This is a genomic window from Micromonospora sp. NPDC050495 (assembly GCF_040655175.1).
Lineage (GTDB): Bacteria > Actinomycetota > Actinomycetes > Mycobacteriales > Micromonosporaceae > Micromonospora.
In genome coordinates this window covers 72013-97262 of sequence record NZ_JBFAJK010000025.1, presented here as the reverse complement: position 1 = coordinate 97262, position 25250 = coordinate 72013, and the positions used below count along the sequence as shown (strand labels likewise).

The window sequence follows — 25250 nt, the reverse complement described above, 5'->3', positions numbered from 1 at the left end:
CGCCACCCGCATCAGCCACTTCGCACAACTTCGCCCCGCCGGATAGATCCGACGGGGCGAAGCAGCAGAACCCGAATTAACCAACAGCATCCGTCCGGCACGGGCCCTTCGTCATGTTCCGGGGCGGCTGCGTCAGCGGGTCGCGTACTCGGCGATCCGGCCGAGCAGGCCGTTGAGGAAGCGCGGCGAGTCGTCGGTCGACATCTGTCGGGCCAACTCGACGGCCTCGCTGATCGCCACCGCGTCGTCGATCTCGTCGACGTAGAGCAACTCGTGGACGGCGATTCGGGCCAGGTTGCGGTCGACCGCCGGCATCCGGTCGAGCGTCCAGCCCTCGGCGTAGCTGGCGATCACCTCGTCGATCCGGTCCAGGTGCGCCGCGACGCCCTCGACCAGGCCCACCGCGTAGCCGAGGTGCTCCGGGTGGGGCTTCTCGATCCGCTCGAGGTAGCCGGCGAGCACCTCGACCGGGGGCCGGTCCCGCAGATCGGCCTCGAAGAGCACGTCCAGCGCCCGCTTGCGCGCCTTGCGACGCGCCGGCATCTGCTGCTTGGGACCCTCAGCCATCAGGCGCGGCCGAGGTAACGGCCGTCGCGGGTGTCGACCTTGATCTTCTCGCCGGTGGTGATGAAGAGCGGCACCTGCACGGTCGCGCCGGTCTCGACGGTGGCCGGCTTGTTGCCGCCGGTCGACCGGTCGCCCTGCAGACCCGGCTCGGTGTAGGTGACCTCGAGCACCACGGAGGTGGGCAGCTCGATGTAGAGCGGCACGCTCTCGTGGGTGGCGACGGTCGCCTCGGCCTCGGGGAGGAGGTAGTTGGCGGCCTCGCCGACGGTGCCGCCGGGGACGGTGATCTGGTCGAACGTCTCCAGATCCATGAAGACGTAGTCCTCGCCGTCGGCGTAGAGGTACTGCATGGTGCGCTTGTCGACGGTCGCGGTCTCAACCTTGGTGCCCGCGTTGAAGGTCTTGTCGACCACCTTCCCGGACAGCACGTTCTTCAGCGTGGTACGCACGAATGCGCCACCCTTACCGGGCTTGACGTGCTGGAACTCGACGACGGCCCAGAGTTCGCCGTCGAGGTTGAGCACCAGGCCGTTCTTGAGGTCGTTGGTGGTGGCCATTTCCTGCCTTGATCATCAATTGGCGGACAGACCCACGAAGTCTACTAGCTGTGTCGAACCGGGTCCGCCGCGCTGCGCGCCCGCCAGGCTGTCCCGCCCGACGCCAGCACGGCGACGGTGATCGACATCACTCAGAGCAACCGCGCGCCGCCCCTCCCACCCCGCCCGTTGCTCCCTTTGCTCTGCAGCCACCCGCGCAACAGCTGACGCTCAGTAAGGGCTGCGCCGATGGCTGCAGAGCGGGCAGACCTGATTGCCGCAGATCGACGGGGTGCTGCGTCAGTGGCTGCAGAGCATAGGCGGCAAGCAGCCCCGGCCGCGAACGCCACAGCCGGCCACACAGTGTGACGAATGTCAGGGGCTACGGAGAGCAACCGCCGCAGTCCGACCGGCGGGCGCGAGCTGGACGGCCGCCGGTCAGGCGCCGAGGTCCGGCCGGGCCGCCAGGTGGTGCAGGGCCAGGCGGTAGCCGTCCACGCCGAGGCCGCAGATCACCCCGGTGGCCACCGCCGACACCACCGAGTGGTGCCGGAACTCCTCGCGGGCGTGGATGTTGGAGATGTGCACCTCGATCAGCGGGCCGCGCAGCAGCGCGCAGGCGTCGCGTACCGCGATCGAGTAGTGCGACCAGGCGGCCGGGTTGAGCACCACGGCCGCCGCCTCGTCGGCCGCCCCGTGCAACCAGCCCAGCAGCTCGTGCTCGGCGTCGGTCTGCCGGACCACCACGTCCAGCCCCAGCTCGCGGCCGGTCTCCTCACACATGGTCACCAGGTCGGCGTAGCTGGTCACGCCGTAGACGTCGACCTGGCGGGTGCCGAGCCGGCCCAGGTTCGGCCCGTTGAGCACGTAGACCTTCACGAGCTGAGCTCCTGGTACGCCTCGTGCAGCAGCTCGTCCGGCGGGCCCTCCAGGATCGCCGGCCGGGCCAGCCCGTCCAGCACCACGAAGCGCAACGTGTTCCCCCGGGCCTTCTTGTCCACCCGCATCGCGGCCAGCAGCTCCGGCCAGGCGTCGGCTCGGTAGCCGGTGGGCAGGTCGAGGGCGGCCACCACCGCCCGGTGCCGCTCGGCGGTGGCCGCGTCGAGCCGGCCGGCGAGCCGGGCCAGGGTGGCCGCGTAGACCAGCCCCACCGCCACGGCGTGGCCGTGCCGCCAGCGGTAGCCCTCCAGCTTCTCGATCGCGTGCGCCAGGGTGTGCCCGTAGTTGAGCACCTCGCGTACCCCGGACTCGCGCAGGTCGCCGGCGACCACGCCGGCCTTGACCCGCACCGCGCGTTCGATCAGCTCGCGGGCCACCGGCCCGGCCGGGTCGAGCGCGGCGGCCGGATCCCGCTCCACCAGCTCCAGGATCACCGGGTCGGCGATGAACCCGCACTTGACCACCTCGGCCATCCCGGCGGCCAGGTCGGCCGGGGGCAGGCTGTCCAGGGTCGCCAGGTCGCAGATCACCCCGGCCGGCGGGTGGAAGGCGCCGACCAGGTTCTTGCCGGCGGCGGTGTTGATCCCGGTCTTGCCGCCGACGGCCGCGTCCACCATGCCGAGCAGCGAGGTGGCCACCGGCACCCAGCGCACCCCGCGCAGCCAGCAGGCCGCGACGAACCCGGCCAGGTCGGTGACCGCGCCGCCACCCACCCCGACCACCGCGTCGGTGCGGGTGAAGCCGGCCGCGCCGAGCCGGTCCCAGCAGGCCGCCGCCACGTCCACGTGCTTGCCCGCCTCGGCGTCCGGCACCTCGATCAGCAGCGGCGCCACGCCGGCCGCGCGCACCCGCTCGGCCAGCCTGTCCGCCAGGCCCTTCAGCGGGGGCGCGTGCAGGAAGGCGACCCGCTCCGCGCCGGGCAGCAGGCGGGGCGGCGGGTCGAGCAGGTCACGTCCCACGAGCACGTCGTACGGCCGCTCGCCGCCGACCGGGATCCGGGTCACCTCGTCCATCGCGGGCAGCCTAGTCGAGGCGGCGGCACGCGCGGGGCGACTGTCCATTCCGTGATCGGTGGTCCGGGCGTTTGCCCGACCGCGCCGCGGGTATCGCGGCCGGAAGGTTCGGGACGGAGGAGCACGACGATGCCACGAGCCACTACCGACGCGACCCGGATCCGGCTGCCCGCCACCATCCTCGGCATCGGTCTCGGCGGCTTCGTCGACGGCATCGGCCTGCACCAGGTGCTGCAGTGGCACCACATGCTGAGCAGCACCAACACCGACAACGTAGGGATCAGGAACTACCCCGTCGACACCGTGCCCGGGCTGCGGATGAACACGCTCTGGGACGGGCTCTTCCACGTGGTCACCTGGACCGCCGTGCTCCTCGGCCTGGCCCTGCTCTACGCCCGGGTCACCAGGTCCCGCGGGCGGCTGTGGCGCGCACCGATGCTCTGGGGCTGGATCCTGTTCGGCTGGGGGCTGTTCAACCTGGTCGAAGGCGTCATCGATCATCACCTGCTGGGCATCCACCACGTGCACGGCGGCCCGGACCAACTCTGGTGGGACCTCGGCTTCCTGGCCCTCGGCGCGGTTCTCCTGGTGGTCGGGTGGCTCGTGCAGCGCGGCGCCCGAAGCGTGGACCTCTGCGCCCCCGACCGGCCGTGACCGCCGCCGACCACGCCGGGCACGCGTCCGGTGGCTTCCCGGCGACGGCGTTCGTACCCCTGGTGCTGTTCTGGTTCTACCTGGCGGCGGCGCTGCGGCAGCGCGACCCGGGCGAGGCCGGCTGGCGCCACGCGCGGACCGCGGCTTTCGGGCTCGGCGCGCTGCTGCTGGCGGCGGGGCTGGCCTGGCCCGGCGGCGGCTTCGTCGGGCACATGTGGCAGCACCTGCTGCTCGGCATGTTCGCGCCGCTGGCCCTGGTGCTCGGGGCACCCGGCACCCTCGCGCTGCGCACGGTGTCCCGGCGGACCGGCCGGGCCGCGCTCCGGCTGCTGCGCCACCCCGCCGTCCGGGTGCTGGCCCATCCCGCGACCGGCCTGCTGCTCACCGCCGGCGGACTGTGGCTGCTCTACCTCACCCCGCTGTACCGGGCCACCCTGAGCAGTCCGCTGCTGCACGACCTGGTGCACGCGCACTTCGTGCTCAGCGGCTACCTCTTCGCCTGGGCCGTCGCCGGTCCCGATCCCGGGCCGCACCGGCCCCGGGTCCCGGTGCGCCTGGTCGTGCTCGGCGTCGCGGTGACCGCGCACGCCGCGATCGCCCAGCTGCTCTACGCCGGTGTCCTGGTCAATGTCCCGGCGACCGTCGACGAGCTGCGGGCCGGCGCGACGGTGATGTACTACTTCGGCGACCTGGCCGAGATCCTGCTCGCCCTCGCCCTGCTCGTCACCTGGCGACCCGAAGTAGGGAGGGGCACCCGGTTAACGCCTCGCGTTGTACAGGGGCCCCTTCCTAACAGCTGAGGCGTCGCGGCCGCCACCTCGGCAGAGAGCGGGCGACGCTGGCTCAATCAGGTGCTTGAGCGTCGGGGCGACCGCCTGCCCGACGAAGGTGAAGCGGATTGAACCACGCCAAGGCGCCGGTCCGGCGGCTGCGGCCGGACTACGGGCGGGTTCTGGCGTACCCGAGGAATGCGCGCCAGGCGCCGGGAGCGAAGGTCAACACGGGCCCCTGCCGGTCCTTGCTGTCCCGGACCAGCACCCGACCCGGCAGGTTGTCCGCGACCTCGATGCAGTTTCCCCCGCCATCTGCGGACCGAATCGACGTCCGCCAGCGAGGGCCGTCGATGATGATCATGGGGTCACCTTCAGCTTCATGATCAGATCCAGCGAGGCCCGCTCTGAGAGAGCTTCGCCGAGCAGGCTATCCCACTTGCGCCGAATCAGGCGCAACGAGCCCGGGTCGTCAACGACCTGGCCGCGGGCGACGGTCTCCAGATACAGCACCTGCTCGTCAGCGGGCAGGTCCGCCAGGATGAATCCGCTCGCGAGCCCGACGTGCGCGCCGACATCGTTGGGAATGACGTGGAGCCAGACGTGCGGGAGCCGGGCGAGCTCCAGCAGGTGCCCGAGCTGTGCATCCAGCACCGCAGGACCGCCGATCGGCCGGCGCAGCGCGCTCTCGTCCAGGACGGCGACGAGTTCCGGGGGAACCTCCCGGGTCAGTAGGTGCTGCCGCTCCATCCGGACGCTGACCAGCTCGTCCACAGTGTCCGACGGGTTCAAGCCGCCGGCCGAGATGATCGCCCGGGCGTACTCCTCGGTCTGGAGCAGTCCCGGGATCAGGCATGGCTCGAAGGCGCGCAGCCGCACGGCCTGCGACTCGTAGGAGCGCCAGGTGGCGAACCAGCTCGGCGAGCGTTCCCGGTCGGCTGCCTCCAGCAGCTCCGTCAGCAGGCCACCGGTCTCCAGCGCCTGGTCGGCCGCGATCGCGAACTCGCGGGTCGGCCTGCGCCGGCCGGTCTCGATCGCGGCCACCGTGGACGGACTCCACTTGACCAGGCTCGCCATCCGTTCCTGGGAGACGTCCGCACTCGCCCGCGCGGCCTTCAACGCGCGGATCCACATGTCGAAGTCCACCCACGTACTCCTTCTGCAAGCGTGCGAACGCGCTCCGTAGCGTGCCCTGGCATTCTCCACTGTGGGTGGCAGGCGGTCCAGGGGATCCTCAGCCGGAGCAGCGCCCCCGCATCAGGGCTTGAGCAGCGCGGCGATCTCGGCGGCCAGTTCCTCCGGGCTGCGGCCGTCGGTGACCACGGTCGCGGTGGCCACCTCGGCGTAGAGCGGCCGGCGCTGCTCCATCAGGTGTTTCAGGGTGGCGCGCGGGTTGAGCGCCAGCAACGGCCGGCCGGCGCCCAGGCCGATCCGCTTCACCGCGTCGGGCAACTCCACCGACAGGTGCACCACGGTGTGTCCGATCAGCGCGGCCCGGTTCTCCTCGGCGAGGACCGCGCCGCCGCCGAGGGCGAGCACGCCCGGGTGCGCCGCCAGCGCCGCCGCCACCGCGGCCCGTTCGAGGGTACGGAAGTGCTCCTCCCCCTCGTCCACGAAGATCTCCGGGATGGGCTTGCCTGCCAGCTCCTCGATGTCGGCGTCGGTGTCCCGGAACGCCACGCCGAGGATCGCCGCGAGCGCCTGCCCCACCGTGGTCTTGCCGGAGCCGGGCGCCCCGACCAGCACACAGACCGGCCGAGTGCTCATCCGAGCCACCGCCCGTCCGCGACCCCGGTGCCGGCCGCGGCGTTGCCCGCGCTCATCGGATCACCAGGTGGTCGAGGTAGCCGGCCAGGTTGCGGCGCAGCTCGGCGACCGAGTCGCCGCCGAACTTCTCCACCGCGGCCTCGGCCAGCACCAGCGCGACCATGGCCTCGGCGACCACCGCCGCCGCCGGCACCGCGCACACGTCGGAACGCTGGTTGATCGCGGTGGCCGGCTCGCCGGTGCTGACGTCGACCGTGGACAGCGCCCGGTTCAGCGAGGAGATCGGCTTCATCGCGGCCTTCACCCGCAGCGGCTCGCCGGTGGTGATGCCGCCCTCCAGGCCGCCGGCCCGGTCGGTCACCCGGCGTACCCCGGTCGCGGTCGGGATGATCTCGTCGTGCGCGGCGGAGCCCCGGGACCGGGCCTGCTGCCACCCGTCACCGATCTCCACCCCCTTGATCGCCTGGATGGACATCAGCGCGGCGGCCAGCCGGGCGTCGAGCTTGCGGTCCCACTGCACGTGGCTGCCGAGGCCGGGCGGCACCCCGTACGCCAGCACCTCGACCACGCCGCCCAGGGTGTCGGCGGCCTTCTTCGCGGCGTCGACCTCGGCCACCATCCGGGCGCTGGCCTCCGGATCGAGGCAGCGCAGCGGGTCGGCGTCGATCCGGACCGCGTCCTCCGGGGTGGGCCGCAGGCCCGGCTTCACGGCGACCGGGCCCAGCTCCACCACGTGCGACACGATCTCGACGCCGAGCGCCTGCCGGACCAGGGCCTTGGCCACCGTGCCGACGGCCACCCGGGCGGCGGTCTCCCGGGCGCTGGCCCGCTCCAGGATCGGCCGGGCGTCGGTGTGGCCGTACTTCTGCATGCCGGCCAGGTCGGCGTGGCCGGGACGGGGCCGGGTGAGCGGGGCGTTGCGGGCCTGCCGGGCCAGCTCCTCCGGGTCGACCGGGTCGGCGGCCATCACGGTCTGCCACTTGGGCCACTCGGAGTTGCCCACCCGGATCGCCACCGGGCTGCCGATCGTCACGCCGTGCCGGAGCCCGCCGATGATCTCGACCTCGTCCTGCTCGAACGCCATCCGCGCGCCGCGCCCGTAGCCGAGCCGGCGCCGGGCCAGCTCACCGGCGATCTCCGCCGTGGTCACCTCGACCCCGGCGGGCACCCCCTCGACCAGCGCGACGAGGGCGGGTCCGTGCGATTCACCTGCAGTCAGCCAGCGCAACACAGCGGTCAGTCTGTCACGCCCGGTGGCCTCCGCAACGCCGTACCTGCCCCGTCCCGCCTTGCGGACACGACCGTTCACTCCCGTAGGGGGCAAACAGGCGCCGCCGGTCGCAGAACCGGCGGCGCCTGTTTGGTTGTCACTACTCGAATCGCCTTCCGTACACGCCGCAATCTGCGACGCGCTACCCACCTAGCCCAGGATCTCGATGGCCCCCCTCGGGTTGAGGTCAGCCCAGACTTCAGCCACCTCACGGTCGACGCTACGGATCAGCACACCGTGCACTTTCAGCCTCGGATGATGCCGAGAAGCGAGCGACGACAACACGAGCCTGCCGACCAGCGTCACGGCCGCCAGCACCTGAGCCAGGACCAGCGCCACGGACAGCAGACGTCTCTCCTCTCCTACGGCGTCGACGACGGCGAGAAGCAGAATCACCGCTGCCGCAACGAGCACGCTGGGCATCATCCACCGTCCCCACCATGCCCCCAGGCGGCAGGTGCGGGCGAACCGCCTGGCGGTGACCTCGTCGACCATGAGGCTCACCGCCAGTCGACTCACACCGGCCTGGCGCAGGCAACAGACAGACACGACGGACGCCGCTTCATCACCGTTCACGATCGACCTCGGCGCCGGCATCAACTTCGCCACCGCCTCCGGGGCTAACCGCACATCCACTGTGGGTCTCATCCATCAACCGCATTCCGGTTTAGTTGCAGTACCAGCCACGGTACGACGCACTGAAATGTGAGCGGGTCCAGTTCCGGTGATAGTAGGTCCTAAGCCGACCCTTGTAGGTCGCCCCCCTACCGCGGCACCAGTGGTCGTACTCCAAATACATGATGGTAAGGATAAAGCCCGCGATGGCGTAGGCCGCCGCGAACCAGCCCGTAAGGCCGGCGGCGATCAAACCGTACGCCAATCCGTAACGGCCGATCCAGGCGAAATCTCCGTGAGACAGATAGCAACTGAAGTCCAGGCTGTAACGCATACCACCGTACGATCCCCACCAGTAGTACCACTTCGACCAATATCTGTTGTAACTCCAGCATGACAGCGCGCCGGAGTGGTCGTGCTTATTGACCGGGTCACCGGTGGAATAGTCGTACGAGTTCGCGTTGCCGCCATAGACCGGGTCGTTAGACAGGAAGCGACCGGTGGCCGGGTTGTAGATGCGGGCGCCCATCAAGACGACTCCACCCGGGGTGTCCGCCGCCCGCTGGGCTGAACCCTGCCAGCCGTACCGGCGGCTGCCCGCGTCGGCGCTGTTTCGCGCCAACCCGTACTCGGTATACTCGCTCGTGTAGGTGAGTCCGGAGCCGGTCTCGGTCATCCCCGCCACGTTGTCACCGTTGACGTTGATGATGGCCCAGGTGACACCGATTGTGTTGGCAAAGGTACCCGCGACGCCAGCCAAGCCGAACACCTGCCGGGTGCTGTTTCCGTTGCCTTCGTCGGTCCAGGCGGGCTTGTCCCCCTCGTCACTGTAGTGGTGCCGCCTCACCAGGCCGGTCGCCGTGTCGGTCCAGGAACGGAACCGGTTGCTCAGCACATCCAACGTATACGTCGCCTGCCGGCTCCCCTGCGCTGCGGTGCGCGCCATGTCGTTCATGTAGTACGTGAACTGGGCGCTTCCGCCGCCCGGCACTGCCGAGTCGGCCGCCGGCTGCGTGAGCGTCCGCCCCAGGGCGTCGTAGCTGTAACCGGTGTCGACGAGCCGATCGGCGGAGTCATGGTCCCACGTCTGGCTTGTCAGCCCAGTAGCGGACTGGCAACCACCACCGGCCGCGGCACCGTAGGTGGTTAGGTCAACACGATTGGTAGCTTGGTCGAACCCGTAAGACCGGGTAACGCACTGCCCTGACACCGTGTCTTGGACAGTCGTCACCCGCCCCGCCGCGTCGTAGGCGTAGGCCCGGCCGGAGAGCGTCGAGGTGCTGACCCGCCGCTCCTCGCTTCCGCTGTAGCTGACGGTCTCGGCGTACACCATACAGGCGCTCTGACCGCAGCCCGGCTTGACGTAGGTGAGATTGGTGATAAGCCCCGCCTCGTCCATTCGTACCGACGTCACGAGACCGTTCGGAGCGGTCTGGCTGGCAAGGACACCGTCCGCGTCGTAGTTGCCGACGAAGTTGCCCGACTGGCTGTCGGCGAGCTGCGTCGGAAGACCGCGACGCTCCGTGCCCCCATCGTAGGTCAACGTGCGGGTTCCCTTCCCGTCGTTGATGACGCTGGGACGGGAAGCGATGTCGTAAGTAGTCGTCGACACGTTGCCATCAGCATCCGTGTAGGACGTGGACCGACTCAGAGCGTCGTAGCCACGGACGACCTGTGCCGTGACCATGCCCGATCCGTTCACTGTCTCGGTTCGGACCAACAGGCCACTGGCCTGGTCGTACACATTACGCCGCTTCTCGATTGGCTCACCAGACGACACTGGCCCCGTAACCGTCGTTTCGAACTGGCGGGCGGCGCCGTCATAGGTCAGCGTGCTGGTCCGCTGGACGCCCGAGGAGTTCAGCTCGGTCACGGCCCTCTGCTGGCCATAGAAGTCATAGGTCGTGACCTTCGACAGCAGCTGCTGCTCCTGCTCCGGCTGACCACCGGGGTTGATTCGGCAGACAGAGCGGGCCCACTCGGCACGGCCACCGCACTCCGGATAGGTGGAGTTGGCCGTCGTCGTGTAGTAGACCGTCTGCCGGGTGGCGGGCGTCGTCGTCGAGTCGCCGCCGCCAGGAGTCGTCTGGGAGACGACCGCGCCACTGGCGTCGTACGCCGTCCGCGTGGTCAGGTCTAGCCCGCCAGGGTCGACGATCTGGACCGTGGGCTGCTGCAACGTCCAGTCGTACTGGGTCGTCGTGGTGCGGGTGTCGACGTCGACGGTCTGGCCGGCGTCGACGTAGCTGACCGAGACCCGTTCCGTGGTGCCCAGGTTGTAGGGCCCACCGGTTGCCGGCGCTCCCTCGTCATAGGTGTACCGGGTGTGCGTTCGGCCGCGGACGACCGTGCCGGTCGACAGGATGAGGTCATGCTCCGGCCCAGAGGTTTCCAGCAGCAGCCGCCCGTCGGTGGAGTAAACCGAGGTCTCCCGCAGGGCTGCTGCCAGTTGGGCCTCGGCGGTTGCGCTGTCCGTGGTCGACGCGTCCAGCGCCCGCTGACGGTTGCCCGCGCTCAGCTCGCCCACCGTGTTGCCGTAACCGTCGTACCAAGTGGTGCTGACGTAGCCACCCGGCTGCGTCGTGTTGACGGTCCGCGCATTCGCGTCCAGGTAGCCCACCGTCGCCCGCTCGTACGAGCTGGGCAGCGTACCGGCCGCCGGGTCGCCAGTCGGCACCTGAGTCGCCGGGAAGACGGCCGTAGCATCGGTCGGCGGCTCATTCTGGCCCCACCGGGCGGTCTGCGTGCCGGACAGGTCGTACGGCGCCCCCGTGCCGGAGGTCGGCACCTGGTAGACGACCGTCTCCACTGAGGTTCCGGCGGCCAGGGCCGACCGGGTGACCTTGTAGAGACGACCGTTGCCCGGGTCGCTCGGCAGGGTGGTGTACGAGAACTGCCACGGCTGCTGGGCCGGCAGGGTGAGCGAGACGATGATGCCGTGTGAGTCGTAGTAGTAGACGGTCCGCAGCGAGTGGGCTCCGCTGCCGTCGGTGTAGTCCAGCCGGGGGTCGTTGAAGGTCCGGAGCCGGCCGGTGCTGTCGTAGGTGTAGTGGGCCAGCACGACGGTACGCATCGCCGGGGTGCCGAGATCGGGGTCCCATGCCGTGTACGAGATCTCCTTCACCCGACCGGCGTAGTCACCCCATTGGCCGTCGCCGAGGCCGGTGGCCGTGGTCGTGGTGGCGTACGTGAAGGTGAGGGCGCGGCAGCCGCGGACCAGCGTGGTGCAGCTGACCCCGGCCGGCACCGGAGCCAGTAGGCGGGTCGGTCGCATGATGTCGGTGGTGCCGAGGGTGACCTTCTCCCAGGAGTAGGCGGTCGTGTTGCCCGACCCGGGTGCGGTGACCGAGGTGGGCGTGTAGACGCCCGCCGGGTCGGTTGAGGTCCGGGTGAAGGTGACTACGTTGCCCTTGTCGTCGGACAGCGTGAAGGTGCTGGTGGCCGAGTTGAAGGTGAGCTTCAAGGACTCGGCCCCGACGTGCGGCTCGTAGTTGACGCCAGCGCTGTCGACCTTGGTGAAGCCGATCGTTGAGTCATCCGGCAGCTTGACCTGGGCCAGGCTGCCGTAGGTGGTCAGCTTCGTGTATGGCGCGTCCGCATCGGACACCACCAGCCCGGACACCCAGCCGGGGCCGAACAGCGGGTCGAGCCCGAGCGGCTGCCGGCTGTTGACCGTCCGGGAGATGGCCAGACCGGCCACCGAAACGTCGTCAGCGGAGAGCTGGTAGTTGCCGGTGATCAGGTTGACCGAGCCAGGCCCCACCTGGGCGGTGTCGGCGGAGGCCAGGTTCCGGTCGAAGCGGAACTTGACCAGGTCGGCCGGCGCGCCCCAGTTGCTCAGGTTGAAGTAGGGCCGGACCTGGACGGGTCCGTCCCGGGGGATGCCGGCCCCGTCGATAGACGCGAGGGTGGCGGAGACATCCCAGTTCAGCTGGGGCGCGATGCCGCTGGCGAGGGAGACGGGCCAGGTCACCGCGCCACCACCGACGGCGTAGGTTACGTGGCCCGCCGGGATGGCGACCCAGCCGTCGGAGCCGGCCCGCCGCCACTGGTAGGTGACGTCGACGAAGGACGGTGCGGCACTGGAGACGAGGACAACCTTGGCGCCGCTGATGTCACCGGCCTTCGGCGAGTCCTGCGAGCCGGAGCCGACCTTGAACGGGTACCCGCTCAGCGCCGTGACGTTGCCGGCTGAGTCTCGCGTACGGACCCAGAGCTTGTGCCAGCCGGGGGTGGCCGGCGTAATGCTCACGGTGGCCGGCTCTCCCGTCGACGGCGCATTGACCACCTTGTTTGGCGGCTGCACATCGAGGCTGTACTCGTAGGCTGCGGCGTCGGCTATGCCGTTCGGGTCGAAGGTGAAATCACCAGCGACGTTGGCATCTCCACCCCACTGGTCCTGGGGATAGGTCGAGGAGCTGACAAGCGGCGGGCTGCCAATCGAAGTGTCGACGGTGAACTCGCAGAACGGCGACCAAGCGCCATCGACGGTGCCGTCGTTGGCACGAACTCGCCACTTGTAGGACGAGCCGTTGCTCATCACGCCGGTTGGCACAGTGGCGGCGAAGGTGCTGCCGGAGGCAGCGGTGGCGGTTATGGTGCTACCTAGTTTGGTGGTCCCGGACAGCGTCCACCACTCGATCTCGGCCTTGACCGAGGAGCCCTCGGCGTCGGAGAGGACGGACTTGAGCTGTGGGGTAGCGGTGTTGACGATCGGCCGGGAGGCGCCTGTGGCGCAGGCCGTCGAGGGCACCGTCGAGCGGATGCCTACCGTCGGATACGAGTCGTAGTTCACCACGGCGTACGGGACCTGGCTGCTGTCTACCGCGTTGCGGGAGCGGAACTGCTTGAAGCTGTTGCCGCTGCTCTCGTCGGTGCCCCGCACGCCCATGTATGCGGTCGACTGCCCGGCCGTGGCGGCGCGCTGGAAGAAGTTCGTGCCGCTGATGCTCACCCAGCCGTCGTCACAGGCCGACGAGTAGCCCTTGGTCTGGGTAGAGGTCGCCTCCTTCTGGATCCAGGTCGGCTGGGTACCCCAGCGGGTCGCGGACGAGGCCGCCCCGGTGGTCCAGATCTCCCACGAGTTCGCGGTGCAGGTGTTCGACCAGAAGTTCCAGAAGTAGACCGTCGCCGAGGTGATCTGCTTGCCGGCGAGTGCAGAAACCGGCCAGTGCACAAAACCCCTGGCCTTGACGCTCGGCGAGCCAGCCAACAGGCCGAGCTGTATGTCGTTGGCGGCACTACGGTCGACCGCGTCTCCCTCCTTCACGTACGTGTCGAAGGAGGTGTAGAGCGGGTTGATCTGCGGGTCGATGGTGACCGGATACTCGGTCGCCGGATCCTTCAGCCAGGCTAGGTCGGGCTGCAATCGCATAATGAGCCCCCCAGGGACAGTGCTGCGATCGGCAGCCGGCAGCCGTTCGGCCTTCGCCTTCACCATCGCGCGGCGAGTGGGGTCCTCCGAGCCAGCGGTACGCCGCGCGTCCCACATCTGAGGGGCCGGCACCGTGGCTACCGGCTTGCCCCCGCCGTTCAGCAGGGTCAGGCCGCCCGACGGATCCTGCTTGAACGAGGCCAGGCCCTTGCCGCTCAGCGAAAGCGCCAGTGACGGCAGGTGGTCCACCGCCTCGCGGCTCTTCACCGTCAGGTACTGCGAGAAGCCGGTCCTGGTAGCCTCAACCACCAGGTCGATCCCGGGTGCCACCTCGGGGTAAGTGGCGCGGTTCTCGACTAGAAGCGGCGCCGGCAGGGCGCCCGGCCAGCCGAGGGCGAACCGTCCGTTTCCGCTACCGACCGCGGCAAGCTCACCGGCACCCCCGCGCTTGCCGGAGATTTGCAGACCGAGCGGGTGTGCTTTGGCCCGCACCGACCCGTCAGGGTCAGGCTGGAGGGTGAGGTCGATCGGCACCCACTTGTTGTTCTGTCGCATCCGGACCGGGCCGGCATGAACAGTCGCCTCAATCTGGCCGTTCGGGTGCGCAACGTACTCCGCGGAATCGCTGATCATGCCGGTGATGCGGACGTTCTGGCCGGTCAGGCGGGCGGTGATGAGAGCAGCCATCTCGTCCGGACGTTCCAACACCCCCGCCGGCTTGGGCTTGGGTGCCGCATCTGCACGACGAGCGGGGATATCCGAGATCGTCATCACCAGACTTGCGGCTAGGACAAGTGTTGCCGCCCGACCCCACCGGGATCTGACGGTTCTGTTCCACTTCCTTAATGTTCCGGCTGTTCGCACGCGCGCAGGAGCCACTGCGACCTTCCCCGTGTCCGAAGCGATAGTGCGGCGAACGCTACGGTCAGAGGTCGATCATCGTCAATGAAAACTTTGCGTCATGCAAGTCGACGTACTGCCATGATCGCTAGCAGGGCAAACAAGAGGAAGACCAGGCAGCGGATTACGGCCTGCAACCAGACGCATACCGCGATCGGCTGTCCTCAAGCCGTCCTGACGGCAATGATCGACTTTGTCAGGCCGAGCATCCGCTCCGCCCGGATCGTTGAGTCGGGGAAGAGGTAGCGCAGCTCCGCCCGGCCGATCAGCTCGGTGGTCAACACCTGCTCCATCGCCTGCTCCCAGGACTTGCCCGGCGTGTACGCCAGCGGCCACTTCCGGGCCACCGCCACCCGGGCCGGCACCGGCAGGAACTGCATGCCGGGCGCCACCCAGTGCGGCTCGACCGGAAAGTACCGGTACGGGGTCTGCACCCAGTGCCGGGGCGCCATCTCCCGGATCGCCTCGGCCATCCGGCGGCGCCGCTCGTGGCCACCCACGTGCTCCAGGACGCTGTTGCTGAACACCAGGTCGTAGCGGCGGCGCAGGATGGCCGGCGGCAGCTCGCAGGCGTCGGCGTGGTCGGCCTCGGCCCAGTCGGGCAGTTCGGCCGGCAGCGGCTCCAGGTTGACCACGTGGACGTGCTTGGGCCGGACCGGCACCTTCGCCCAGCTGCCCAGCCGGCCGCCCAGGTCCAGCACGGACATCTCGGCCAGCTCGGGGAAGGTCTCCGACAGCCATAGGGCCCGCTTCGCTCGGCGCTTCGCGCCGTACGAGTCCGGGGAGTCGACCAGGCGGAACCGCAGCGCGTGCAGGGATCCCCGGCGGTCGCGGGCGGTCGCGGTGTTCTCGTCGGTGGTTCGGGTGCCGCTCGCCACGGTCAGTTCCCCCAGTCGAAGGTCATGCCCAGCCGGTCGGCGAGGGCCTGGTTGTAGGGCGCGTAGTGCCGGGTCAACTCGTCCCGGGTCGCCGGGTCCATGGCGCTGCTGCGCCGGTCGTTGAAGACCTCGTACCGGTCGAGCTGGTACGGCGGCAGGTCGAGGAAGTCCAGCACCCGGGCGTACGTGGCGGCCGGCTCCCGGTACAGCGTCTCGCTCGGCAGGATCAGCAGCTGCTCCCGGTCGAACCGGTCCAGCCAGGGCGTCAGGTGCTCCAGGTAGCGGCCCCGGGCCCGGTAGCTGTACCAGTCGTAGGCGTTGCTCACGTACGCCGGGTCGGCGATCAGCTTCTCCCGCTCCCCCGCTGTCCGCTCCTCCTCGGCGGCCAGGGCCTCGGCGAAGCCGAGCGGCTCCACCCCCTCGGTCCGCCGCTCCTTCCAGTGCGAGTACGCCCGCTCGACCGGGTCACGCAGCAGGACGATCAGCCGCACCGACGGGATCAGGTCGGCGACCCGCCCTGGGGCGAGGGGATGGAACATGTACAGCGGGGCGGCCTCCCCCACCCGGGTCGGCCCGCCGTGCCGGCGCTCCAGCGCCTCCCGCTGCCGGCGGGTGGGGAAGTGCGAGCGGTACCACGCCTCGCCCCGGGTGAAGGTGTCCTCGAAGTAGTGCGAGGTCTTGGTGTTCCAGGCTGGAAAGAGCCGGGGCACCAGCGGATGCTCCAGCAAGTAACGCCAGAGCGAGGTGGTGCCGCCGCGCTTGGTGCCGATGATGAGGAAGTCCGGCAGCGGACGACGGTCGCTGGTGCGCTCCCCGTACCGGACCAGGGAGCCGCGCACCCCGGTCAGCACCGGGGCCGGCACCAGCGCCTTCACCCGGTCCCGCAACGTCGTCATCGCGACCTCCTCGTCATCGTGGACTCCGGCCCAGCAGGCTGGGCACGGTGGTCCGCGCCCAGCGGCGTACCCGGGGATGCAGCAGCAGGCCGGCGGCGAGCAGCGCCGCAACCCCAAGGGTGAGAAAGAGCCCGGCGACGTCGCGGCCGGCGACCGCCGCGCCCGTACCGGCCAGCACCGCCGTGGCGGCGGCGGCCAGCGCCGCGGTCCGCAGCACGGCACGGGTGACCAGCGGCACTCCGACCGCCCGCCGGGCGGCGACGGTGGCGAGCACGTTCTCCGCCACGATGCCGACCGTCCATGCCACGGCGGCACCGAGCGCGCCGTACGGCGGGATCAGCACGAGGGCCAGCCCGACGTTGAGCAGCAGTCCGGTGGCGGCGGCCATCAGATGTCGTCCGCTGCTGCCGCTCATCAGCAGCAGGGTCTGCACGATGCCGGTGCCGGAATTGACCAGCATGGCCCCGGCAAGAACCACCATCGCGGTGTCCCCAGTGGTGAACGCTGCCCCGAACAAGCGCAGGAAGCCCGGCGCGAAGACGGCCAGCATCAGGTAACCGGGCCAGGAGAGCCCGATGATCACGGCGGTGATCCGCCGGTAGACCGCCGCCGCCTCGGCGGTGCGACCCTGCCCGAGCAGTCGGGAGAGCTGCGGCGCGACGGCCACCCGCAGGCCCTGCATGACGAGCAGACCGGCCAGCGCGTAGCGGCCAACCGCGCCGATCACGCCGGCCTCGGCCTGACCGGCGAGGGCGGCGGTCAGCAGCACCGTCAGCCACATGCTGCTGGCGTCGATGGTCGCCGAGGCGGCGCGCGGCAGGGCGAAACCCCAGAACAAGCGCCAGTCCGTCGGCGCGGGGCGCAGCGCCGCTGGGGAGGCCAGGCCCAGCGGCCGGACCAGCAACGCCACGCAGACCAGCACGGCCAGGGCCACCGGGGCGAGCCAGCCGGCGAAGGCGACGCTCACCCCGGCACCGGCGAGCAGCGCGGTTGCCACCAGCGCCGGGCGGGCGGCCGGCACCAGGACGTACTGGACGGCCACCAACGCGGCGACGGGGCGGACGGCTCGCACGGCCGCGAGCAGCACGGTCATCGTCACCACGAACGGGAGCCCGGCGAAGGCCAACCGGAGCAGGTCGTCGCCCTCATTCGTGCCGGGATCGAAGAGCACCGGCGCGAGCGCTCCAGACAGCGCGACCCCGGCCGCCGCGACGGCCACCGTGAACAGCAGCGCCGGCACCAGGGCCACTGGCAGCAACCGGGCGGCGTCACCGTCCCGACCGGGGGTGCGGCGGGGCAACGCCCAGACCAGCGCGGTGTCCGCGCCGGCGCAGCAGAGCACCCCGACGATGGCCACCACGCCGATGGCGGTGAACATCGCACCGGAGGCGGCGGGTCCCAGACCACGGACGATCACAACGGTCAGTACGAAACCGAGCAGGCCGTTAACCGCCGCGCCGAGCAGCCCCACCGCGCCGCTGCGGGTGCTGCGCCGGACTTCCTGCTCGCCAGAGCCGGTGACGGTCGCCGCCGCGGTCATCGCGCCCCTCCCTGCTTCGGCGCCTCGGCCGGTGACGGCTCCGGGTCGGTGGTAGACGCCGGGGGTGTGGGCGGTGCAGCGGGCGAGGGCTTTCCGGCCGCCCACGGCACCGCCGCGGTTCCGGGCACCGGTTCGACGGCGACGTCCGCTCGGCCCCCCACCGTCCGCAGCGGCACGGCCGCCACCCCGGCCGCCGCCGACGGCCGCCGTCGGCCGGGCACCGCCGCCCGGCCGAAACCGCGGGTCCGCCACGGGGTCAGCGGCGCCGGCCGGGACATCGCCGACGGCCCGAGAGCGGGCCGGTTGACCGGGCCGGCGACGGCGGCCAACCCGGCACCGACACCGAAGAAGATCACCGACAGGTTCGGGTCGATGTACGCGTACACCGGGATCACCACCAGGGCGATCACCGGGATGGTGCTCAGCCAGTACCCGGCCGGTGACACCGCGGCGGCCAGCCGGCGGGCGACCAGCACCAGCCAGGAGAGGAAGACCACCAGCGCCGGGATGCCGTGGCTGTAGAGGATCTGCCAGATCAGCCCCTGGGTGCCGAGCGGCTCCTCGGCGAGGGTGGTGTCCACGCTCTTCGGCGCCCCGTAGCCGAGCAGCGGGGACCGCTCGACCGCCTGCCAGGTTCGCAGGTACAGGTCCATCCGGTCGACGTTGGTGTCGGTGGTGCTGACCCGCGCGTTGATCATGTCCTGCACCGGCACCACCAGGCTGACCACCCAGACCAGCAGCACCAGCGCGGCGATCGAGACGATGAGCCGGGCGTTGCCCCGCAGCAGGGCCCGCAGGCCCAGGTAGACCAGGCCGGCGCCGAGGCCCAGGAACATGCCGCGGTTGAGGGTCAGGAAGGCCGGCACCACCGACAGCGGCAGCGACACCCAGAGCACGGTCCGGAACCGGCCCGTCCGCACCGACGTCAGGTACGCGAGCACGCACGGCACCAGCAGGGCGTACGCGGTGCCCCAGTTGTTCGTGTACGGGTAGGGCGCGGCGGTGCGGTAGATCGGCGCACGGGACACCGGGTTGAACTCGTTGACCCGCACGTGGGTCAACGCCTGGACGAACCGCTCCCCGCTGATCGCGTGCGGCAGCGCCAACTCCACCGGCGTGGTGAGGGTGAGGGTGGGCGCGAGCACGGCCAGCCAACCCAGCGCCACGACGCCGAGCCAGTACCAGCCCAGCGGCCGCAGCACCCGTTCCCAGGCGACGCCCTCGCGGACCAGGGCGTGCGCGTACACCCCGACGACGAGGGCCGTCACCAGGAAGCCGTAGCGCAGCCCGAAGGTGAAGTAGGCGGTGGCCCGGTCCAGCCGGGTGGCGCTGAGCAGCACCAGGGCGAGGAAGAGCAGCCAGCAGGCGGTCCCGGCGGGCAGCGGCACCCGACCGCGGGCGATCAGCAGCGCGAGCAGCACCACGCCGAGGACCGACCAGCCGAGATAGAACGCGCCGAGCGCCCACCAGAGCGGCATCAGGGCGAACATCACCGTCAGCGGCCAGACCGGCAGCGGCGGCACGGCCGACCGCCGCGACCACCGGCCGGCGCGGGCCGGCGTCCGGGTGGGGCCGGTCACCGGCGGCGGGGCGGTGGCCGCCGTCCGGTCAGACACCCCGTCCCGTCCGCTGGGCCAGCCGCAGCACCCGCTCCCCGGAGAGCAGGCCGAGCACCACGGGCACGGTGACCAGGACCCGCTTCTCGCGCGGGTTGAGCCGGATCACCCGGCCCAGTTCCCGGACCGCCTCGCGGCGCCGCCGCCCGGCGGCGAGGGCGAACGCGATCTGCCCGTGCAGCCGGGCCATTCCGGTGCGGCTGCCGGCCAGTTCGGGGTGCTTGTCGATCAGGTAGCGGGTGGCCTCGACGATCGTCGCCCAGCGGCCGAAGAAGAACGAGCCGCCGTGCCAGTCCACCACCACCAGGACCTCGGGCACGATGACCACCGGCCCGTGCGCGGCGATCCGGAGCAGCCACTCGTAGTCCTCGCCGTACCCGCCGGGCAGCTCCTCGTCGACCGGGCCGACCGCGTCCCAGGTGGCGCGGGGCAGCAGGATGGTGCTGGAGTGCACCTCCATGATCCGGTCCTCGACGAAGTCGGGCAGGGTCACCTCGGCGGCGTCGAGCCGGCGCTCCTTGGCGATGCCGGGGCCCTCCAGCCGGATGCCGCAACTGGCCGCCGCGGCGTCCGGGCGGGTCAGCAGCAGCTCCACCTGGCGGCGCAGCTTGGCGGGCAGCCAGCGGTCGTCGTCGTCGCAGAAGGCCAGCAGGTCGTGCGACGCCTCCTCGGCGCCGGTGTTGCGGCCGCCCGGCAGGCCCCGGGAGTGGGTGTTGTTGACGTATCGCAGGCTCCGGTTGGCCGGCACCGGCAGGTCCAGCGGGCGGATCTCGGTGTGGTCGTAGACGACCAGGCACTCCACCGGACCGGGGTAGTCCTGGTCGAGCACCGCGCCCACGGCCCGTTCCAGCAGCCCGGGCCGGTCCCGGGTGGCGACCACCACGGTCACCGGCGGGTACGCCTGTCCGGTCGCCGGCCGGTCGTGGTCAGTCACGTCCCTCTCCCGTCAGCACGAATCCGAACGGCTCCACGCCGACCGAGCGCAGCCGCTCCACCAGGCGGACCAGCCGGGCCGACCGGGTCCGGTCGCGGGCGGCCACCAGCACGGCGCGTCCCTCCCGGGCGGCCCGTACGCCCCGCTCGTCGTGCAGCGCGGGCGGCGCGTCGAGCAGGGTGAGGCCGTCCGCCGGCGGGGCGTCGAGCCCGACCAGCCGTACGGTGCCGGAGCCGATCCGCAGCTCCTGCCCGTCGGTCCGGGTGGTCGGGGCGGTGCGGGCGGCCGGGATGACCTGGGTCTTGTCCTCGGTGGTGGTGGAGCGGTAGACGCCGCCGTTCTTCGCGTCCGAGGTCGGGAACGGGCGGGGCTTGCGCACGGCGGGGATGACCGCGGTCGCCTCGGGGTCGCCGCCGCCGGCGGCGGGGGTCACCGCGGCGGCCGGCGTCCCCGCGGCGGCGGCCGGGGTCGGGCTCGGCGCCGGCCGCGGCCGGGGCAGCTTGGTCAGCGCCGGCTCGGTCGGCGGGTTGCGGCGCTGCGCGTCGAGCATCAGCGGGCGGATCCGGTCCAGGCTCTCCGGGGTGACGCCCAGGCGCACCTCGTGGCCGGCGCCGGCCAGGATCGCGGCGAGGCCGGCGGTCACCTGCTCGCGTCCCTCGTCGCTGCCGGCGGAGAGCAGCACCAGCGGGCCGCGCTGCGGGCCGTCGACCCAGCGGGCCAGGGCGAGCGAGAGGTAGCGGAGGTCGGATTCGTCGGGTTGCCCGCTGCGCGCCCAGCGGACCGTGCCGAGCAGTGGCGCGCCGATCGCGCTGACCGCCTCGGCGGTGGTGCGCAGCCGCCGGTCCAGCGACTCCCGGACGAACGCGACCAGGCCGCCGAGCAGCAGGCCGCCGAGCAGGCCGGCGGCGAGGATCAGCGGGGCGGCGTCGCGGCTGGAGGGCACCGGGGTGCGGGCGGCGCTGGTGATCGAACCCGGGCTGAGGTCCGCCGAGCCGATCTTGGAGCGCTGCTCGGCCAGCGTGGCGAGCTGGTCGTTCAGGGCCCGCAGCTGGTCCAGCAGGGCGCTGGTACGCGGCGACGGGTTGTCCGACGACTGGCGGTCCGGCAGGGACCGCTGGGTGGTGGTGCGCTGGGCGGTCACCACCGCGATGGTCTCGTCGTAGGACTTCAACACGGCCGCGCGCTGGTTCTCGTAGATGCCGCGGCGCTGGTCCAGGTAGGCCTGGGCGGCCCCGTTGGCGCCGTTGACCGCCTCCTGCTCGGTGTGCGCGGCGTAGTTGAACCGCATCACCTGGCCGCCGACCGGGATCTCCACCTCGAGCGCGTCGGCGACGTCCTTGGTGTCCCGGCCGGTGATCGCGGCGACCTTGTCGATGACCTCGTTGCTGGTGGCGATGCCGCTCTCGGCGGTCATGTTCACCGCCCGGTCGGCGCCGCCGGAGGGGACCGAGAACGGGTCGGTGACCACCGGCCGGACCACCACGGCGGTGGTCGCGGTGTACGTCGCCGGCAGCACGAACAGGTAGACCAGCACGGCCACCAGCACCGCCGCCGCCGTGCCGAGCACGAGCCGCCACCGGCGGAGCGGGATGCGGGCCAGCTCGACGAGGCCGACCGGGCTCTGCCGGGCGGGAGCGACGTCGGTCACGTCCATCAGTCAGGTCCTTGCGCATGGAGGGATCGGTGACCGCCCCGGGCGGCACGGGCCGGCCGGGGCGGTGACCTCTCATTGTGGCCGACGGAGCCGCCCGGCCGGCAGAGCGGTTCGGCCGTTCCGGGCGGTCCGCCGGGTCACAGGGACGACGGCGGGCCGCCCGGTCGGGCCGACCGTCAGGAGGTGGCGAAGAACAGCGTCCGGCTCGACCAGTTCACGGCGCCACCGGCGGCCGCGAGCTCGACCGACGCGGCGCCGTCGACGGCCGCGCCGTCGAACGGCACGGCCCGCAGCGAGCCGTCCTGGTTGCCGTACACGATCTTGCCGTTGACCCAGGCCAGGCCGCGGACGTTGCCCCAGGCCAGGCCGATGCTGGGCAGGGTGAACTCGGTGCAGCCGAGGATGTAGCCGTCCGGCTCCAGGTACCGGTAGAAGAGCTTGTTCGTCCCGGACTTGGTGTAGTACATCCGGCCGTCCAGGGCGAACGCGCCGCTCATCGTCGACGGCTTGAACCAGTCGTTGTAGCCGCTGCTGACCCACGGCGCGCCCACCGAGCCGCCGGAGAAGATCGACACGTCGAGGTAGCTGCCGTTCGGCGCGCTCGCGTCGGTCTTCGACCAGTACAGCTTGTTGCCGACCGAGAACGCCGCCCCGGCGGCGGTCAGGTTCGGCTGGCTGCTGCTGACCGGGGTGCCCAGCGTGCTGCCGTCGAACGGCACCTTGGTCGCCTGCCCGTCGGCGGCGGAGACGTACAGATAGCCCGACGCCGCGGACGGGGCGTTGACCGCCGCCACGGTACGGCCACCGGCCAGCGGGAAGTGGCCCAGCCGGCCGTGGTACTCGTTGCCCACCCCGTCGGAGTCGAAGCCGGCGTACAGGCCGGTGCTGCCGCGCCACAGCTCCCACATGATCGGGCCCCAGGTGGTGGTGCCCGCCGGGGCACCCGAGCGGGTCGGGTTCCAGACCAGCGGCAGCCCGTTGACCGGGTCCAGGGCGCCCAGCCCGAACCGGTTGATCGCACCGGCGCCGGCCGCGTCGTTGCCGTTGGCGTTGTTCAGCCAGCGGAAGTGCCCACCCACGTAGACCACGTTGTCGGCGACCTCGACCGAGGTCACCGAGTCGGTCCCGGTGTAGTTGACCCAGGTGGCGTCGATGCCGGCGCCCCGGGCGGCGGTCTCGAACCGGGCGATCGCGTCGCAGTACGCGCCGGTGCCCCGCCCGCCGTCGGCGATGACGACGAAGTAGGTGCCGTCGTCGGAGAAGTCGACGTCCCGGGCGTAGAACGGGAACGAGTCGCTGTAGCACGGCGCGACGTAGCGCTGCGTGCTCCAGTCGGCCACCGCCGGGGTGCCGTCCAGGTCGACGACCACGACCTGGTTGCGGGCCTGGCCGTTGACCTGGGTGAAGTTGCCGACCGCGACGAGGGTCTTGTTGTCGGGCGAGACGGCGAGGCCCCAGACCAGCTCGCTGCTGGCCCGGGCGACGCTGGCGTCGATCTGGAAGCTCGCGTCGATCGCGCCGGTGGTGGCGTTCAGCCGGGCGAGCAGGGAGTGCTGGGTGCCGTTGACCCAGTGGAACGCGCCGGCGATGTAGAGGTTGTTGCCGACCACGATGGTGCGCCGGACCAGGCCGCCGTCGCTGCGCCCGACCCAGCTGGTCACCGTCGCGCCGGTGGCCGGGTCCAGCTCGACCAGGTTCTTGCGGCTGACCCCGTTCACGGTGTTGAAGGCGCCGCCGACGATGAGCTTGCCGTCCGGGCTGACCGCGAGGGCGTGCACCGCGCCGTTCAGCTCCGGGTTGAAGCCGGTCTTCAGCGCGCCGGTGGAGCGGTCGTACGCGAACAGGTAGTTGCGGGCCGTCCAGCTCGCGTCGCCCGCCGCCTTCACCGAGGTGAAGGAACCGCCCACGTAGACGGTGTTGCCGATCTCGGCGAACGCCTTGCTGTCGCCGTTCTGCGCGTGCGGGGTGTTGTCCGCCGGGTTCGCCGAGGTGAGCGTGCTGGTCACCGGCGTGGGATTGGCGGCGGCGGCCGGCGCCGCGAGCAGCCCGACGGCGAGCACCGGTACGGCGAGCGCGGCGCACCACCGCCGCCACACCGGACGAGACGTTCTGTGAAGCACTACTGCCCCCAAAGAGGTAGAGAAATCACGGGTAGCTTGCGGGGAACGGACATTGCGCACCATCAACCGTCCGGTTCGCTCGATCACCGGCTCGGTCCGGCCCGGCCGTACGGGTCGCGTCCCGAGTGCCCGGTGCGGACGGGGGCCGGTGTCGACCGGCCGGGCGGGCTGCCGGGTCGGCCGTCTGGTGGCGGCCTCATGCCAGCTCCGTCCACTCGAACGGCGCCACGGCGCCGGTCGCCGCGACCGTCCAGGACGCCGCCTCCGCCAGGTCCTCGACCGTGACGGCGTCCGCCTCCCGGTGCCGGACCAGCTGCCGGCGGTCCAGTTGCCGGGCCAGTTCGACCTGGTGGTCGTCGACGTGCTCGCCGTGGCTGCGCCGGCGCGGCACGAAGACGGCCCGGTGGCCGGCCCGCATCGCGGCCAGCGCGGAGCCCACGCCGGCGTGGGTCACCACGACGTCGGCCTCCCGCATCGCCTGCTGCATCTCGGCGTACGGGACGTGCGGGCGGGCCCCGGCCGGCATCCGGGGGATCCGGGTGGAGCCGACCTGCCAGAGCACCTCCGCCTCGGGCGGCACCACCTCGACCAGGCGGGCCAGCAGCCGGGGGAAGCCGAACCGCCCGTGCGTGCCGAGGGCCACCACGATCCGGGACACCGGCCGGGGGGTGGCCCGGCGGCTGGCCTGGTAGCCGTCGAAGACGGTGCCGCCGTAGCGCCACCGCTCGTCGGCCCAGTCCAGGTGCTGGGTGTAGAGCCGGGTGCGGGGCACCCGGGAAACCAGCCGGCCGGTGAGCGACGGCCCGGCCGTGCGGGTCGCGCTCTCGATGTAGTGGCAGGCCAGCCCGTGCCGGCTGGCGGGCACGAAGAACGACATGGCCACGCTGGCGCCGGTGCTGACCACCCGGGTGAACCGGCCGCCGCGCAGCACCCGGCGGGCGGCCAGCAGGTCGCGCAGCGCGCCGAGCGCGTCCCGGGTGGTCGCGGGCGGCACGTGGATGACCTCGTGACCGTCCAACAGGGACCGGCTCTGCGGCGAGTCGAAGGTCGCCCAGACGCAGTCGTCACCCAGGCCCAGCCGGGGCTTCAGGTCGTACAGTTCGGCGAGGTGTCCACCGGTGGAGGCGACGAGAAGGGTGGTCACGTCGTTGCCCACCTTCCGATCGAGGGGTGGCGTGGGGGCAGGTGCGGGGTGGCGGCGGGCCGC

Annotated in this window: 20 protein-coding genes; 2 read left to right on the top strand and 18 right to left on the bottom strand. The window is 71.4% G+C overall.

The features are described from left to right. Positions 1 to 132: 132 nt before the first annotated feature. The 4 genes from nusB to aroB form a co-directional block, all read right to left on the bottom strand. A complete protein-coding gene (nusB, locus tag AB0I11_RS22725) occupies positions 133 to 543 on the bottom strand; it encodes a transcription antitermination factor NusB (protein WP_357323806.1) in 411 nt (136 codons plus the stop codon). A gap of 23 nt (positions 544 to 566) precedes the next feature. After that, on the bottom strand, positions 567 to 1124 hold the full coding sequence (gene efp / locus AB0I11_RS22720; RefSeq protein ID WP_013285503.1) for an elongation factor P: 558 nt from the start codon (positions 1122 to 1124) through the stop codon (positions 567 to 569). Between the two features lie 417 nt (positions 1125 to 1541). Further along, positions 1542 to 1982: a type II 3-dehydroquinate dehydratase gene (gene aroQ, locus AB0I11_RS22715; protein WP_357323789.1), complete on the bottom strand. Its 441-nt coding sequence runs from the start codon at positions 1980 to 1982 to the stop codon at positions 1542 to 1544. Then, entirely contained in the window at positions 1979 to 3055 is a 1077-nt protein-coding gene (gene aroB / locus AB0I11_RS22710; RefSeq protein ID WP_357323786.1) for a 3-dehydroquinate synthase, read from the bottom strand. Before aroB ends, aroQ begins: the two co-directional genes overlap by 4 nt. 129 nt (positions 3056 to 3184) lie before the next feature. Between aroB and AB0I11_RS22705 the strand changes: the two genes are divergently transcribed. Beyond that, positions 3185 to 3709 carry a DUF2243 domain-containing protein gene (locus AB0I11_RS22705; protein ID WP_357323783.1) on the top strand — a complete coding sequence of 175 codons (525 nt, stop codon included), beginning with the start codon at positions 3185 to 3187 and terminating at the stop codon, positions 3707 to 3709. Beyond that, complete coding sequence (locus tag AB0I11_RS22700; protein ID WP_357323781.1) at positions 3706 to 4509, top strand: cytochrome c oxidase assembly protein; 804 nt, start codon at positions 3706 to 3708, stop codon at positions 4507 to 4509. Before AB0I11_RS22705 ends, AB0I11_RS22700 begins: the two co-directional genes overlap by 4 nt. A gap of 139 nt (positions 4510 to 4648) precedes the next feature. Here the strand turns inward: AB0I11_RS22700 and AB0I11_RS22695 are convergent, their stop codons facing one another. From AB0I11_RS22695 to AB0I11_RS22630, 14 genes are all read right to left on the bottom strand, one after another. Continuing rightward, complete coding sequence (locus AB0I11_RS22695) at positions 4649 to 4843, bottom strand: DUF397 domain-containing protein (protein WP_357323778.1); 195 nt, start codon at positions 4841 to 4843, stop codon at positions 4649 to 4651. Further along, entirely contained in the window at positions 4840 to 5625 is a 786-nt protein-coding gene (locus AB0I11_RS22690) for a helix-turn-helix transcriptional regulator (RefSeq protein WP_357323775.1), read from the bottom strand. Before AB0I11_RS22690 ends, AB0I11_RS22695 begins: the two co-directional genes overlap by 4 nt. 111 nt (positions 5626 to 5736) lie before the next feature. Next, entirely contained in the window at positions 5737 to 6246 is a 510-nt protein-coding gene (locus AB0I11_RS22685) for a shikimate kinase (protein WP_357323772.1), read from the bottom strand. Between the two features lie 52 nt (positions 6247 to 6298). Beyond that, complete coding sequence (gene aroC / locus AB0I11_RS22680) at positions 6299 to 7477, bottom strand: chorismate synthase (RefSeq protein WP_357323769.1); 1179 nt, start codon at positions 7475 to 7477, stop codon at positions 6299 to 6301. Positions 7478 to 7666: 189 nt separating this feature from the next. After that, positions 7667 to 8125, bottom strand: a complete 459-nt coding sequence (locus AB0I11_RS22675; protein WP_357323767.1) for a hypothetical protein — start codon at positions 8123 to 8125, stop codon at positions 7667 to 7669. 58 nt (positions 8126 to 8183) lie between these two features. Then, positions 8184 to 14276, bottom strand: a complete 6093-nt coding sequence (locus AB0I11_RS22670; RefSeq protein ID WP_357323764.1) for an RHS repeat-associated core domain-containing protein — start codon at positions 14274 to 14276, stop codon at positions 8184 to 8186. Between the two features lie 293 nt (positions 14277 to 14569). Further along, a complete protein-coding gene (locus AB0I11_RS22665) occupies positions 14570 to 15220 on the bottom strand; it encodes a methyltransferase domain-containing protein (protein WP_357323803.1) in 651 nt (216 codons plus the stop codon). 65 nt (positions 15221 to 15285) lie between these two features. Beyond that, the gene (locus tag AB0I11_RS22660; RefSeq protein WP_357323761.1) at positions 15286 to 16179 is read right to left on the bottom strand and encodes a sulfotransferase domain-containing protein; all 894 of its coding nucleotides are present in this window, start codon (positions 16177 to 16179) and stop codon (positions 15286 to 15288) included. Positions 16180 to 16192: 13 nt separating this feature from the next. After that, positions 16193 to 17719, bottom strand: coding sequence for a polysaccharide biosynthesis C-terminal domain-containing protein (locus tag AB0I11_RS22655; protein WP_357323758.1), 1527 nt, complete (start codon positions 17717 to 17719; stop codon positions 16193 to 16195). Continuing rightward, complete coding sequence (locus AB0I11_RS22650) at positions 17716 to 19335, bottom strand: O-antigen ligase family protein (protein WP_357323755.1); 1620 nt, start codon at positions 19333 to 19335, stop codon at positions 17716 to 17718. The genes AB0I11_RS22655 and AB0I11_RS22650 overlap by 4 nt, the downstream gene beginning before the upstream one ends. After that, positions 19328 to 20269, bottom strand: coding sequence for a glycosyltransferase family A protein (locus AB0I11_RS22645; RefSeq protein WP_357323753.1), 942 nt, complete (start codon positions 20267 to 20269; stop codon positions 19328 to 19330). Before AB0I11_RS22645 ends, AB0I11_RS22650 begins: the two co-directional genes overlap by 8 nt. Further along, entirely contained in the window at positions 20262 to 21923 is a 1662-nt protein-coding gene (locus AB0I11_RS22640) for a Wzz/FepE/Etk N-terminal domain-containing protein (RefSeq protein ID WP_357323750.1), read from the bottom strand. Before AB0I11_RS22640 ends, AB0I11_RS22645 begins: the two co-directional genes overlap by 8 nt. Before the next feature lie 176 nt (positions 21924 to 22099). Beyond that, positions 22100 to 24019 (bottom strand): delta-60 repeat domain-containing protein, encoded by a 1920-nt coding sequence (locus tag AB0I11_RS22635; protein ID WP_357323747.1) that lies wholly within the window; start codon positions 24017 to 24019, stop codon positions 22100 to 22102. A 220-nt stretch (positions 24020 to 24239) separates the two neighbouring features. Then, on the bottom strand, positions 24240 to 25187 hold the full coding sequence (locus tag AB0I11_RS22630) for a glycosyltransferase (protein WP_357323744.1): 948 nt from the start codon (positions 25185 to 25187) through the stop codon (positions 24240 to 24242). Positions 25188 to 25250: the final 63 nt, after the last annotated feature.

Excerpts from the sequence above, each read along its gene's own strand:
- nusB (WP_357323806.1), bottom strand. The coding sequence starts at position 543 with ATGCCGGCGCGTCGCAAGGCGCGCAAGCGGGCGCTGGACGTGCTCTTC.
- AB0I11_RS22660 (WP_357323761.1), bottom strand. The coding sequence starts at position 16,179 with ATGACGACGTTGCGGGACCGGGTGAAGGCGCTGGTGCCGGCCCCGGTG.
- aroB (WP_357323786.1), bottom strand. The coding sequence starts at position 3,055 with ATGGACGAGGTGACCCGGATCCCGGTCGGCGGCGAGCGGCCGTACGAC.
- AB0I11_RS22705 (WP_357323783.1), top strand. The coding sequence starts at position 3,185 with ATGCCACGAGCCACTACCGACGCGACCCGGATCCGGCTGCCCGCCACC.
- AB0I11_RS22695 (WP_357323778.1), bottom strand. The coding sequence starts at position 4,843 with ATGATCATCATCGACGGCCCTCGCTGGCGGACGTCGATTCGGTCCGCA.
- AB0I11_RS22655 (WP_357323758.1), bottom strand. The coding sequence starts at position 17,719 with ATGACCGCGGCGGCGACCGTCACCGGCTCTGGCGAGCAGGAAGTCCGG.
- AB0I11_RS22670 (WP_357323764.1), bottom strand. The coding sequence starts at position 14,276 with ATGACGATCTCGGATATCCCCGCTCGTCGTGCAGATGCGGCACCCAAG.
- efp (WP_013285503.1), bottom strand. The coding sequence starts at position 1,124 with ATGGCCACCACCAACGACCTCAAGAACGGCCTGGTGCTCAACCTCGAC.
- AB0I11_RS22685 (WP_357323772.1), bottom strand. The coding sequence starts at position 6,246 with ATGAGCACTCGGCCGGTCTGTGTGCTGGTCGGGGCGCCCGGCTCCGGC.
- AB0I11_RS22640 (WP_357323750.1), bottom strand. The coding sequence starts at position 21,923 with ATGGACGTGACCGACGTCGCTCCCGCCCGGCAGAGCCCGGTCGGCCTC.